At 55.7% G+C, this 13,243-nt stretch carries 13 protein-coding genes and 1 pseudogene; 6 read left to right on the top strand and 8 right to left on the bottom strand.

Features of this window, described 5'->3' with window-relative positions:
* Positions 1–3 precede the first annotated feature (3 nt).
* Positions 4–756 carry a hypothetical protein gene (locus FC75_RS06070; RefSeq protein WP_156314392.1) on the bottom strand — a complete coding sequence of 251 codons (753 nt, stop codon included), beginning with the start codon at positions 754–756 and terminating at the stop codon, positions 4–6.
* A 200-nt stretch (positions 757–956) separates the two neighbouring features.
* Between FC75_RS06070 and FC75_RS06065 the strand changes: the two genes are divergently transcribed.
* Positions 957–1,415 (top strand): GNAT family N-acetyltransferase, encoded by a 459-nt coding sequence (locus tag FC75_RS06065; protein WP_054664701.1) that lies wholly within the window; start codon positions 957–959, stop codon positions 1,413–1,415.
* Between the two features lie 37 nt (positions 1,416–1,452).
* Here the strand turns inward: FC75_RS06065 and FC75_RS06060 are convergent, their stop codons facing one another.
* Together FC75_RS06060 and FC75_RS06055 are read right to left on the bottom strand one after the other, a co-directional pair.
* Positions 1,453–2,367: an FAD:protein FMN transferase gene (locus tag FC75_RS06060; RefSeq protein WP_056989402.1), complete on the bottom strand. Its 915-nt coding sequence runs from the start codon at positions 2,365–2,367 to the stop codon at positions 1,453–1,455.
* A 1-nt stretch (position 2,368) separates the two neighbouring features.
* Positions 2,369–3,088 carry a PAS domain-containing protein gene (locus tag FC75_RS06055; RefSeq protein ID WP_056989401.1) on the bottom strand — a complete coding sequence of 240 codons (720 nt, stop codon included), beginning with the start codon at positions 3,086–3,088 and terminating at the stop codon, positions 2,369–2,371.
* 64 nt (positions 3,089–3,152) lie between these two features.
* Here FC75_RS06055 and FC75_RS06050 point away from each other — a divergent pair, with 64 nt between their 5' ends.
* Positions 3,153–3,998, top strand: a complete 846-nt coding sequence (locus FC75_RS06050; RefSeq protein ID WP_056989400.1) for a helix-turn-helix transcriptional regulator — start codon at positions 3,153–3,155, stop codon at positions 3,996–3,998.
* A gap of 144 nt (positions 3,999–4,142) precedes the next feature.
* Here the strand turns inward: FC75_RS06050 and spxB are convergent, their stop codons facing one another.
* Positions 4,143–5,942, bottom strand: a complete 1,800-nt coding sequence (gene spxB / locus FC75_RS06045; RefSeq protein WP_082623117.1) for a pyruvate oxidase — start codon at positions 5,940–5,942, stop codon at positions 4,143–4,145.
* A 307-nt stretch (positions 5,943–6,249) separates the two neighbouring features.
* Here spxB and FC75_RS06040 point away from each other — a divergent pair, with 307 nt between their 5' ends.
* A complete protein-coding gene (locus tag FC75_RS06040) occupies positions 6,250–6,861 on the top strand; it encodes a sugar O-acetyltransferase (protein ID WP_054664682.1) in 612 nt (203 codons plus the stop codon).
* Between the two features lie 153 nt (positions 6,862–7,014).
* The gene (locus FC75_RS06035) at positions 7,015–7,743 is read left to right on the top strand and encodes a M57 family metalloprotease (protein WP_054664679.1); all 729 of its coding nucleotides are present in this window, start codon (positions 7,015–7,017) and stop codon (positions 7,741–7,743) included.
* A 63-nt stretch (positions 7,744–7,806) separates the two neighbouring features.
* Here the strand turns inward: FC75_RS06035 and FC75_RS06030 are convergent, their stop codons facing one another.
* The 3 genes from FC75_RS06030 to FC75_RS06020 form a co-directional block, all read right to left on the bottom strand.
* Entirely contained in the window at positions 7,807–8,856 is a 1,050-nt protein-coding gene (locus FC75_RS06030) for a glycosyltransferase family 2 protein (protein ID WP_056989399.1), read from the bottom strand.
* Between the two features lie 98 nt (positions 8,857–8,954).
* A complete protein-coding gene (locus FC75_RS06025; RefSeq protein ID WP_054664675.1) occupies positions 8,955–10,286 on the bottom strand; it encodes a PTS sugar transporter subunit IIC in 1,332 nt (443 codons plus the stop codon).
* Between the two features lie 29 nt (positions 10,287–10,315).
* Positions 10,316–11,692 carry a glycoside hydrolase family 1 protein gene (locus FC75_RS06020; protein WP_054664672.1) on the bottom strand — a complete coding sequence of 459 codons (1,377 nt, stop codon included), beginning with the start codon at positions 11,690–11,692 and terminating at the stop codon, positions 10,316–10,318.
* Positions 11,693–11,822: 130 nt separating this feature from the next.
* Between FC75_RS06020 and FC75_RS06015 the strand changes: the two genes are divergently transcribed.
* The gene (locus FC75_RS06015) at positions 11,823–12,545 is read left to right on the top strand and encodes a GntR family transcriptional regulator (RefSeq protein ID WP_056989398.1); all 723 of its coding nucleotides are present in this window, start codon (positions 11,823–11,825) and stop codon (positions 12,543–12,545) included.
* Positions 12,546–12,670: 125 nt separating this feature from the next.
* On the opposite strand, the pseudogene rpsI reads toward FC75_RS06015, so the two are convergent.
* A pseudogene (rpsI, locus tag FC75_RS12650) lies at positions 12,671–12,754 on the bottom strand (30S ribosomal protein S9); the annotation flags it as partial.
* A 214-nt stretch (positions 12,755–12,968) separates the two neighbouring features.
* On the opposite strand from rpsI, the gene FC75_RS06010 reads away from it, so the two are divergent.
* On the top strand, positions 12,969–13,243 hold a 275-nt coding region (locus FC75_RS06010; protein ID WP_235808708.1), incomplete at its 3' end, for a hypothetical protein.

Genomic DNA, 13,243 nt, shown 5'->3' with positions numbered 1-13,243 from the left:
GGCTCAGCTCACACCAATCGCCAGCCTAAGTACGGCCATAGCATCATGCCCGCTGATCGTATAATAGCCGCTGGTTTCCCGCCAGCCGACCGTGTTGGCATGGCCGGCCTTGGTTTCAACGTTGAGCACGATTGCCCCGTGCGTCTCGGTTTTCGGCAGCGGGTTCTGGGCGATGATGGCCTCTGCCTTTTGCGCCAGTGCCTTTGCGGCCGCTGCATCATGCTTAAAGGACTGCACCGTGATCGAATATCGGCCCTGGTGCCAGATCACAGCCGTCGCCTTCGCATCATTTTTGACCACCGCCGTGACCCCGCCGGTCAGTTTCGCGCCGGCTTGCCCACCACTGAGCGCCTGATAGCCCAGCTTGGCATACGAATTATCCGCGGCCGCCTTGCTGGTCGGCGTCTGCTTGTGCAGCGTCAACGGTGCTGCTCGTGGTGTCACATCCTGCGAGCTGGTGCTGAAGTACACCGTGTAGTCACTGGCATCCCCCTGAGCGACCGCGTTGATGCCGGCCCGAGCACTGAAGGGACTAAAGGTCGGGAACTTGACCCCGGGGATCTGGTCTTCGGCATACCGCGCCAACACGTCCAGCCGCTTCGTGACGCGGGCGGTGTCCGTATCGCCGAGCGAATTATCTTTGGAGGCCTGTTTCCCAGTCTTTGCGTGAGTGTCAACGGCAGCAAATTTGACGGTGGTCGTCTTGTCGGTAGACTGACTTTGCCGCTGACCGCAGCCTGCGACTGTCAATAACAAAATTACCGGCAAAAATAAGCCAACTCTCCTCATTTTCCCACCCCTCTCTAATTCCATCATACGCGGGAGTGAAAACGCTGTCACGAAGTTTTTATCTGTTTTCTCAAAGTCTTTTCCCCTGTCGCCACTTGCAGCTGGCAAGCGTAAACTAAGGGGCAGAAGAACGAGACGAACTGAACACAACAAAAAGAGGAACCGTCATGCTCACTACTGAAATCAAACGGACTGATCAACTGCCAGCTGCCGAACTGCTTGAGATTCTTGAAGCGCGAGTACGCGTTTTTGTGGTTGAGCAACACTGCGCGTATCAAGAAGTCGATATTAAAGACCGACGCGCCGAACACGTTATCCTTCGGCAGAACGGCCGACTTGCTGCCTATGCCCGGATCATCCCCAGCGATGACAAGAACGCGGTCAGTTTTGGGCGTGTGCTGGTCGTAAAAACGTGCCGCGGGCAGGGCCTGGCCCGACAGCTGATCTTAGCAACGCTCGCGCGAATCAACCAAATCGCCCCTGCCAAACCGATCAAGATTCAGGCTCAAAATTACCTCCGCCACTTTTACGCTGACTTTGGCTTCACCCCAATCTCCTCTGTCTATTTGGAGGACGGCATCCCCCATGTGGACATGCTTCGACAGCCAAAAAACCAGGCCAACTGAAAAAGTTGTCCTGGTTTTTTTGGGTGCTCACGTCAATTTAGGTCAGCGTCACGCCGCACGTTTCATGATGCCCGTCCTGGTAGGCGAACACCGCCCCCAGGTGAGCCGGATCATCCAGCCAGCCAGCCGGTACACTGCCGTGGAAAAACAGCCGTTTGGCCTCCACCTCGCCTTGCAGTGAGGTACTGGTGAAAACCGTCACCCCGGCAAGCGCGGTTTGCAGTGGGTAGCCCGTGCGCGGATCGAGCAAGTGGTGGTACTGCTTGCCGTTTTTGATCAAGAAGCGCTCGTAAATCCCGGAGGTGACGGCAGAGCACGCCGGCACCACAGTGACTCCAAGGTCGACATTTCGCCGCTTGGCTGGATCCTGGACGCCAATGACCCACTGCCCGTCTGCGCGGCGCGGCGACTCGCCCACTGTCAGCAAGTTGCCGCCAAGATCGATAATGCCAGCGGTGACCCCGTAGGCCTGCCACAGCGTCTTGATTTGATCGGCGATGTAGCCCTTCGCAATGCCGCCAAGATCCAGCTCCATACCGGCCTGGTTGAGCATCACCGTGCGCTCCCCTGGCGCCAGCGTCACGGCGCTGGGGTCGATTAACTTCATTCGCGCCTGAATGTCGGCATCTGCCGGCACGTTGGCGCCGGGGAAGCCAATCTTCCACAACTTCACCAGCGGCCCAATCAGCGCGTTGAACCCAAAGTTTTCCCGGCTGGCGGCCACGGCCTGGGCAATCAAGCTAAAGGTTCCCGATGACACGGGCACCGCCGATTGGCCGGCAGCATGGTTCACGGCCATGACTTCAGACACTGCGCGGTTGACCGTCAGCCGGTCTTCCTCTTGTTGAATCAGCGCGGCTGCCGCATCCAGTGGGGCGTCGTCCGCCTCACCAAAAACGGTGAGGTTGATCCGGGTCCCCAGCGCATGCAGCGTTTTTACTCGCTTTGTCATGTTACAGATCGTAACTGAACGGGCCAGCCTTAGGATCCGTGCCGACAGGGCCGCTTTCGGAAGCGCCGGTCGAAGCGTCGGCCTTTGGGGTGCTCGTTTCCTCGGAGGCCCCGGTCGAGGCGTCCGCCTTTGGGGCACTCGTTTCCTCGGAAGCGCCGGTGGACGCGTCCGCTGTGGCTGTCTCCTCTGAAGCACCCGTTGAGGCGTCTGACTGCGCAGGCGTCTCCTCTGAAGCACCGGTTGAGGCATCCGCATCTTGCCCTGTCTTGCCATCGGCCTTGGAGGCACCAGTGGACGCATCAGCCCAGCCGCCGTTTTCGTAGGCCTGCAGGATCGACTCGACGCTGCCGGTGAACTCGATGGTCCCCAGGTAGTTGCCGTCCTCATCGCGCAGTGCGTAGTAGCGGATCAACACGCGGTGGCCATGCATGACCAGTGGCCGCGCAACCGAGTCGCGAGACCCGTCCTTAAAGCTGTCAATGATGCCCTTGACGATGGGCCAAACTTTTGCAGGATGGCAGTCTTGCACGTTTTCACCAAGTTCAGTCGTGTGGCGGACATGTTCGCGGTTAGGTTTGTTGGAATACCAGCTGAACTTATCGTCGTGATCGATCAAGTCAATTTCAAACGGAATCGTGCTGAAGATCTGCTGCACCTCAAGCAGGGACAGCCGCCCTGTTGCCATGTTAATGTAGGCACCGTCATATTCTGGTTTTGCCATTGATATCTTCTCCTTAGTTGCGTCTTCTTCACCACTCCATTATTCTGAAGATTGGAGGGACGCCATGTTAGAAACTTTTCAGGGGTATGAGCCCCAACATTTGACGCTGATCAGATCCACGCCGGTCAGTGCGACCACTCGGATCCCCTTTGCGATCCTGCAGTGCCAAAGCGCCTGCGCGCTGAAATTGCCGGCGCGCACACTGGATCTGAGGCAAGGTGACATCGTCCTGCTGCGGGCCAGCCAAGGCGCTGAGTTGCTGCCGATTGCAGGCCAATCCTTGGCCGTGCGAGTCTTTCAGCTGGCACTGGCCAAGGATTCCGACTTTGGACCCAACGAGCTGATTGCCTCGATGCTGGCCACTTCAGAGGACGCGCACATCGTCTTTCGCCGCATCAACCATGAACTGTGCGATGGTTACTGTGCTCAGCTGGTCAACCTTGAAAAAACGACACCACAGGATGCGGTCCTGGCCTATGAGAAAAGCACACTTTGCCACCTGCTGCTCACGGAATTGTCACGGGCCGATTTCAACGCGATGATGATCATCGAGTCCGACTTTCCCGAAGAGGCCCTACGGCACGCGCCAAAGACGCGCCAGGCGGCGGTCATTCTAAACTACATGACCACGAACCTAGCGAAAGTCACGCTGGCAAAGACCGCCGCGCATTTCGGCTACGAACCCAACTACTTTTCGCGCCTGGCGCGGCAGCTTTACCACAAGTCGTTCACCGAGGAGCTGCGCTTCATCCGGATGAATCAGGCCAAAAAGCTGCTGGAGCTGACGACCCAAAGCATTGCAGACATCGCCCTGGCCGTCGGTTACAAGAACCCGGCCAATTTCGACCGGCACTTCAAAGCCTTTTTCGGCCAGTCACCGACTGCCTACCGTCACGCCTTCAAGCCATGAAAAGTCTCGCAACTGCGAGGCTTTTTTGACGATCAGCCGTCTGACTTTGGGTGCGGCCGGCGCAGCAGCGCGCGCCACTCGCGTTGCAAGAACGCGCGCAGCGCATGCCGGGCCGACAGCCCATTGGTGGTAATCGGCGAACGGCTACTTACCGCTTTTGCCGGCTTTTACATCCTTGGCAGCCTGTTTTTTAGCCGTTTGGGCAGCCTTGGCTTCCTTCAAAAAGTCACGCAGCGGCCGCAGGGCCTGAGCATCGTACTTCTTGACGAAGGCATCGATTTGCTTCTGATCTTGATACGCCGGATCTAGGGTCATGTGCTGCGTCGTGAACGGCATCTTGTGTGTGAGTTTAACGTCGATCACAACCGGCAGGTCCGTGTCCTTAGCGGCTTCAATGGCCGCCTGGAACTCTGCCTTAGTGCGCACGGTGAAGCCCTTAGCGCCCATGCCTTCGGCGACCTTGGCCCAATCTGTGGCGGGCAGATCGACCCCGGACAGCGGCTGATGACTGTCATCAGTCTGCTCGGCCTCAATGAAGCCCAGTGTTTCGTTGGAGAAAACAATGTTGACGATGTGCAACTTGTACTTGTACTGGGTCAGAATTTCCTCACTCAGCATCGCAAACGCACCATCGCCGGACAGGCTGTAGACATCGCGGTCAGGATAAAGCACCTTGGCTGAAATGGCCGCCGGCAAGCTCCAACCCATCGTGGCGTACTTCCCGGAAGTCGTCCACTTTTGGGTGTGCTTGATGTTGATCAGCCGCTCAAAGTTGATGTTCGTGTTGCCGACATCGACCGCAAAGACCGCTTTGTCTGACGCCTCTTTGTTCAACACGTCAAAAATCGGCTCCGGGCGAACCGGACTTTCGGTTGAATCCTTGAAGGAATCCTGCCAATCCGTCCAGTTCTTCTTGTTGGCTAAGCAGGCATCGTACAGCGGGGTGTTCGCACGCTCCTTGCCGGCCTTGTAAAGCGCCTTAAGGGCTTCCTTCGCGTCGGCAAGAATGGCAATGTCATCGTGGTGACGCTTGCCCAGCTTGGTGCTTTCAATGTCGATTTGAATGACTTTTGCCTTAGGGTTAAACAGCATGCTGGCAAATGGCACATCATTGCCGACCCAAAGGATCAAGTCAGCGGCCATTGCGGCCTCAACGCCGGGCTTGGGCGCGACCCGGCCAGTGGAGCCCATGTAAGCCGGATAGTCTTCATCCAGCACCCCTTTGGCCAGCACAGACGAAATCAAAGGCATCTTGAACTTCTCGGAGACCTTCATCAACTGCTTGCGAGCATGCTTTGCGCCGAGGCCAAAGTAAACCACTGGCCCTTTGGCGGCCTGAATCATCTTGACGGCCTGGTCGATCTTGACCGGATCTGGTTCGATCGCGTAAGGCTCGATCTGCGTGTTCGCGTTTGAGACGTAGGTATCAGGGATCTGCGCCCAGCCAAAGTCCTTAGGAATCGTGACCACAGCCACGCCGCGCTTCTCGTAAGCTTGCTGAATGGCCTCGTCGATGACCTTTGGCAGGCTCTTAGCGGTCATGACCGTGCGATTGAATATCGCAACGTCGTTAAAGGCAGGTTCCTCGTTCATCGCTTGGAAGAAATCAATGTTCATGTTGGTTGACGGGACCTGGGCAACCATGGCCAGTACTGGGACCCGGTCGATTTTGGCATCGTAAAGTCCGTTCAGCAGGTGAATCGCACCAGGGCCGGCGGAACCGAAGCACACACCAATCTTGCCAGAGTGCTTGGCGTCAGCCGAAGCCGCCAGGGCACCGGCTTCCTCGTGACGCACTTGGATGAACTTAATCTTGTCCTTCTGGTTATACAGCGCATTCATCCCTGAATCGTAGGAACCACCAGGATAACCGTAAATGTGATCAACACCCCAAGACTCAATGACCTTGAGGACAGCATCTGAACCGCTTATGGTTTGAACCATTTGTATCCCTCCACTTTGTCTGTATTCCTTACGTCAATAATCTGTACTGACGGAAAAAAGCAGCTTTCTTTGCAACGCCCGTGTAAGCGCTGTACATACTTATTGTAACCACTTACGTTGGGTTTGAACATACCCATTTCTATCCTGATTGTTTGTTTTTCTCGCCCTTTCTGTAACATTTCAAAATAACGGACTGTATTATAAGCCAAAAAATACTCGTGCGGATCTGGCCTGCTGCGTAAGGTTCGAGAGGCGTACAATGAAACCAGTCGTCACCGGAAACACCTAGGACAAGGAGCCTTGCACAATGAAAGAACATCCAGAATTGCATGATGAGTCGCTGTACCTACCAGTCGACCCAGACCTAGTGTACCAGCAACAGCAGTGCCTTGAGTGGTTATACGACTTCAACCAGACAAGACCGGCGGAAAAAGCTAAGCGGCAGCAGCTGCTGGCGCATATGTTCGCGGCGCTGGGCGCGGACTGCTATGTCGAGCCCCCCTTGCACGCCAACTGGGGCGGCCGCTTCGTTCATTTCGGCGATGCGGTATACGCCAACTTCAATTTGACCCTGGTCGATGATACCCATATTTACGTCGGTTCACACACAATGTTCGGGCCCAACGTGACAATCGCCACGACCGGCCACCCTGTGCTACCGAAGTTGCGCGCGCAGGGCTACCAGTTCAGCGCCCCAGTGCACATCGGCGAGAACTGCTGGGTTGGCGCCGGCGTGACTATCCTGCCTGGCGTCACCGTTGGCGATAACACCGTCATCGGTGCCGGCAGCCTGGTTACCCGCGACCTACCGGCAAACGTCGTCGCGTACGGCGATCCCTGCAAGGTCGCGCGGCCGATTGGCGAGCGTGACCGCGAGTACTATTTTAACCAGCGGAAAATCGATCCGCGGCTCCTTTAAACATTGCCTCGCGCCCTGCCGCCAAAGAGACGCCTTTTTTCAAAACCACCAAGCTTAAATTGACAGCGCCTTCAATCTTAAATTTCCATCCAGCTGACATTTGTCGCTTCCATTTTCTGATATGATAAGGGTCTATCGAAGGAGGGAAGCGACATGCGTCATAAACGTCTCATCAGCTTAGTCGTGATTGCCTTGGCAGGCTTTGGCATTTACAGTCAGCGCAGTCCGCTTCCTGCCACGACTCAGGCTGCTGCACAAGCCACACTGCACGATGCGACCGTCTGGACTGTCAGCGCCGCCTTACACACGGCCAACTCCGCCGCTACCAAACTGGGCCTATGCACGCAACAAGCCACTGAAAAGTCCGTCGTCGCATCGTCAACGACTAAACCTACGGCGACAACGCCAATTGAAACCGCCGTGAAGCACGTCACGCTATCACCACATTACACGTACAGTTTCGAAACTGGGACCCCGGCGAGTGTCCGGGCAGCGTTTGCGAAAGCCGTTGCCGTTTACAACCAGACCGGCGTCGTGAGCTTGAAGCCAGGCACCAGCAACGTTTTTTCCAATCACATCACCTTTGGCACCTACGCCAAACCGACGCCTGATACCAGCAGCACGATTGAGCTGGGCGAAGGCGGTCCGTCAGTCGTGTACAGTCGTCTGACCCACCACGGGGTGAATCACGCTAAGGCAGAGTTCAACACCGCCTATCAGCTAGCGGTCAAGGAATCCGTCGCCTTACACGAAATTGGCCACGCCTTGGGGCTGGCCCACAGCAGCGACCGCGCCTCAGTCATGTACCCAATGGACCAAGGGCGCATCGCGCTGTCCCCCGCCGACATTCAGACGTTGAAACAGATTTACGCGCACGCCTAAAAAGCGACTGCCACACGGCAGCCGCTTTTTTTCCTTTATTCTGTTTGTATCCGTGCCGGAGGCTCAGTCGTCCCGAGGGGAATCATCCTGGGCGAGCTCGGCCAGCGCAGAACTATCCGCCTCGCGCGTGCTGGGCAAACCGATCAACTCAGACCACGCCGCCAGCCGGCCGTGGAGACTGCCGCCCAGTTTGACGGGCTTAGCATCGGTCAGGCGAGCGGCCTCCTTGGCATCGACTTCCTTGGCAAAGACGCGCGAGTAATCGCTCAGCACGCTGCCCAGCTGCTGAACATAGCCCCAGTTTTGAATGAGTTCGGCGGGATTCATTTTACTGAGCACAAACAAGCTGAGCGAGGCGTACTTGCGCACGGCGACCGGCGTCAGCGAAGGCTTTTCCTCTGCCACCTGCAGGTAAAGCGCCCCGAGCTGATGGATCGCGATCAAGTCGGTTTGATGAAATTTATCGTGGACCGTGCTGGCCGGATTGAGGCGGTAGCAATACAGCGGCTTATCCGCAAAATTGATTTGCGTGATGCGTGGGAGCAGCTGACCGATGAGATAGGCGTCCTCCATCAAGTTAAAATCGGCCACCGGCAGCGCTGGTGTGAACAGCGTCGCCCGAAACAGCTTGTTCCACAGATAACCGCGCATGTCCTTGTCCTCTAGCCACAGCCGGTAGCACTCATCACCGCGCGCCGAAAAGGTCTTGGCCGCAAAGGGCTTACAGAAGCGCGACTTGGTCGGGCCCAGGTAGGTGTAAAAATTGACCACCGCTAAATCGGCATCCCCGATTGTCTTGACCATCGTGCTCAGCCAGGCGGGCAGCGCCATATCATCACTGTCCATAAAGGTGATGTACTGGCCTCGGGCCTGCTTCAGGCCCACGGCGCGCGCCTGTGCCTGCCCACCATTTTTAACGCGAGTAACGTGAATACGCGGATCCCGCCTGGCGTAATCGGCCAAAATGACCGGACTGGTATCCACCGCACCGTCATCGATGAGCAGCGCCTCGAAGTTGTGATAGTCCTGCGCCAACAAGCTATCCAGCGCGGCGGCTAAGTATTTTTCTGCATTGTAAACCGGCATGATCACCGAAATTAAGGGTTGGGCCATAAACTACCTCCGGCTGTATTTTACCATAATCAAAAAAGGGCGCCTGCCCCGGTGGTCAACCACCGATTGGGCAAACGGACCCTTCGATAATACCAATTCTACGCTTTCGCAGTTTCTGCCGCTTTGGCTTGCGCCGCCTGCGTGGCCGTGACTTTCTCACTGACCTTCAGGAACGGAATGTAAACGACGATGTTGACGACCAAGATGAGGATCTGAACGACCACGGCTCGCCAATCCCCCGCAGTGGCGAGAAATCCTGAAATCAGTGGCGGTGTCGTCCATGGCACCATCACCACGACGCGGCTCATGAAGCCCATGGCAGTGGCCGCGTACGCAATCAGAATGCCGATGACCGGGTTCAGCACAAACGGAATCATCATCGGAATGTTAAAGACGATCGGGAAGCCGAAGATGACGGGCTCGTTGATGTTGAACAGCCCAGGAACAAACGACAGCGCCGCAACATCACGGTTGGCCTTGATCTTCGAGAACATGAAGACCGCGATCAACAACGCAATGGTCGAACCAGTGCCGCCCATCATACCGAAGGTATCCCGGAACGTGTTCGTCATGATGTAAGGAATCGGCTTGTGCGCCGCGTAAGCCGCGGTGTTTTTCGCCATGTTGACCAGCAGCACGGGATCAAGCAAAGTCCCATTGATGACCGCCTGGTGAATCCCCAAGGTGTACAGGAAGTTACCGCAAGAGTAGATGACCAGCATGCCAGGCAGGCTGGTGTTTAGCCGGCGCAGCGGCTCTTGGATGATCATCGCAATCAAGGCAATCAGGTTACTGTTCCAAAGCACAATGAGCAGCGCCCCGATCAAAGCGAAGATACTCAGCGTGATCAGCGCCGGAATCAGGGAGTTGAACGAATCCCCAACGGCCGGCGGGATCTGATCACCCAGGTGGATCTGCAGGCGCTTGATGTTGCTGAACCGAATGAAAATCTCCGTTGCGACCAGCCCAATGATGATGCCGGCGAACATGCCGGTGGTCCCCAGGTTGGCAAAACTCAACCCGCCGGTCACGTTAACCGCGGTGGTCTTGCCAACCGGCGTCATCTGCGTGGTAATCGGCATCATGATGACCAGACTGGCCAGTGAAATGACCGCCGCCGTCAACGGACTGCGGTACCCCTTATTCTTCGCCAGGATGTAGCCGACGACCGGCGCCAGCATCAACCCGGCAATGTTCAACGTCCCGTTGGCGATGAGCGTACCCCATGTTTGCAGGTTCGCCAGGGTCTTCCCTGTCGCGATCCAGGGAAAGACGACGTTGTTGATCAAGGTGCCAAGGCCTGCCAAGATGAATAAGGGCATGATTGTGGCAAAGGCATCACGTAATGATCTGAGGTGGACCTGGTTGCCAATGCGCCCGGCGACCTCGGAGAATTTATCTAAGAACTTGTGACTCTTAGATGCTTCCATGTTCTTTCCTCCAATTCTCAATAAATTGCTTAATCCAAATCCTCACCGTTGGAACCATAAGCTTTTTGGAACCAGGCAAAACTGCGCTTCGGTACGCGGCGCAGATCTAAGAGCTCGTGATTCGTGCGGTTCACGTAAACCGCACCGTACCGCTTGGCGACATCTCCTTTCGAGCTGGGGATATCGATGAGGCCCCAGCCTAAGTAGCCTAAAACTTTCACGCCGTAATCGCTCACCGCATCCTTGAGCGCCTGAATGTGCGCGCGGTGATACTGGATGCGATAGTCGTCATCGATCGGGTGCTCACCGTCCCAGTGCTCACGAACGCCAAGACCGTTTTCAATGGGGAACACCGGCAACCCGGTGCGGGTCCAGATCTTAGCGAGAACGTTCTTGAACCCGGTCGGATCGATCTGCCAGCCCCACTCGCTGGCCTCAAGGTGCGGGTTCGGGACGGTGCCTTGCGTGAACCACCAGTTGACCGGCGAATCAATGTCGATCTTCGTGTGGTCGATGGCGGAGGACGCATAATAACTGAACGCGATGAAGTCGCTGGTCGTTTGCGCCAGCGTCTCAAGGTCGCCGGGCTGGATCAAATCCATCAGCCCGTTTCCCTTCATGAAGTGCAGGACCTCAGGCGAGTAGTGACCGCTCGTGAACACATCCAGATAATTGTTGTTCACGAACTCATCGATCCGCCGCGTGGCCTCGACATCCTCGGGATCAGAAGTGCTCGGGTACACCTCTGCGTACGCCAGCATGCCGCCGATCTTCAGGTCCGGGTAGTTCTGCCGGATGAAGGCCGTGATCTTCGCGTGCGCCAGCAGGGTGTGGTGGCTCATCGCGTACAGCGTGCGAATGTCGCGCGGCGCGGTGAGATTGCCGCCGCTGTCCAGGCCCGGGTCATAGGTGAAGCAGTTGTGCTCGTTGAACGTGATCCAGTACTTGACCTTGCCGGCAAAGCGTTTGACCATTTCCTCGCCGTAGCGGACAAAGGCATCGGTGACCTCGCGGGAAACAAACCCGTTGTACCGCTTCGCCAGGCTCAGCGGCATGTCGAAGTGGTACAGGCAGATCATCGGCTGGATGTGGTGGGCCAGCAGCTCGTCGATCAGCCGGTCGTAAAACGCGATGCCGGCCTCGTTGAACGGCCCGTCGCCTTCCGGGCAGACCCGGCTCCAGGAGATCTGGAACCGGTAGCAGTTCATGTTCATCTTCGCCATCCAGTCAACGTCTTCCGGGTAGCGGTGGTACTCGTCAATGGCATCTTTCCAGTCGGAGCTATCGGGACCAGCTTTCTTGATGTCATAAACAGACGGTCCTTTGCCATCGAGATTCCAAGCGCCTTCAGTTTGCATGCTTGAGGTCGAATTGCCCCACAGGAAATCTTTACTTAGTGTTGTCATGTCCTACCTCCACCGTGCAATATAAGCGCCGTGGGGACTTTTAGCAAAGACGAATTAGTACACTTGACTATCCAAATTTTCAGAAAGGTGTTATAGTCTCGATGACAGCGCTTTTTTGGAGGGTAGACAAATGGCAAAATATATTGAGATTGGAAAACAAATCAAGGCTCAAATCATGCGTGGCGAATACACCAGCGACGTTCCCTTGCCGGATCAGGTGTCCCTGGCGAAGATGTTCAAAACCAGTCGCGTGACCATTCAAAAAGCCTTGGATCTTTTGATCAACGAGGGCTTGATCTACAGCAAGCAGGGTTCGGGGACGTACGTGAAGCAAAATATTAACCTGTTGTCGAAATTCGATGCAACAGTGGACCAATATGTTGGCACGACCGAGTTGATGCGCGGTCACACGGTGACCAGCGAGGTCATTGACTATGATGTACGCCTACCTGAGGCCAAGGAGCAGGAAAATCTGAACCTGGCCATTGCAGATGCCGTGTATGACTTCGTCCGGCTGCGCATCGTGGACGGCACGCCATGGAAAATTGAACACTCCATCATGCCGGTCAAGGTCGTCCCAGGCCTCAACAAGGGCGTGCTGCACCACTCAATTTATCACTACATGCACGAGGAACTCGGCGAGACCATTGGCGCCGCGTACCGTATCATTCGCGCGGCGCAACCCAATGCTTACGACCGCCGCTACCTCGACGCAGTATCGGACACCCCAATGCTTGAAGTGGAACAGATCGTCTCGCTCGCGGACGGGACCCCGTTTGAGTATTCGTTCACCCGCAACCGGTACGACAAGGGATCAATCGTGGTCTACCACCCCGAGCGGCCAATGCTGTGACAATCAACCTACCAGTTCAGAGACTTGGACTGCTGTCCTGGCCCACCATTTCTAGCAGATAAATACAAAAAAGCGGCTCTCGGATGAGAGTCGCTTCGTTGTATTCGCGTAAATTGAACGAAAGATTAACGCTTTGAGAACTGGCTCGCCTTGCGGGCTTTCTTCAAACCGTACTTTACGTTCCTCGGTTTTATACGGTTTAACCGAGTTTCAAAATCCCTTTATATCAACGTTTCTATTCACTCACTTTTATGGAATTTCAACGAGTTTTGAGCGTGACGCCCTAATTTGGTACAAAATGGGCATTTCGTAAAGCTACGATTAACGCAAAGCAAACGTACAAATGAACGTAAAGCAGGTTGCTCCCAGACCTGCTTTTTTCGTCCCTCAAAGTTCGCTTTATTCAAGAACAAATCAATAAATATGGAGGAAATTACATTGATGAAAGCAGCCCGGCGAACCCCCATTTTCGCCGCATTGATTATGCTATTCGCCCAACTCTTTGTCCCCGCCTCAATCGCCTTCGCCGCCAGTATGACCAACATCAAGGTTGCTGACTGGCATAACACTTGGCATCTACATTTGTTGAACGGTCTACATTGGACAGATAACGGTATGCATATGAAGAAAGTGGACGGCAAGGTTGCCTTCTGTGTGGAGCACGGGGTCGATCTCGATATGAGTGGCTCCGGCTACAA

This window comes from Lacticaseibacillus camelliae DSM 22697 = JCM 13995 (assembly GCF_001436615.1).
GTDB classification, from domain to species: domain Bacteria; phylum Bacillota; class Bacilli; order Lactobacillales; family Lactobacillaceae; genus Lacticaseibacillus; species Lacticaseibacillus camelliae.
Note: the sequence above shows the minus strand (reverse complement) of the source record. Positions and strands in the feature narration are given on the sequence as shown.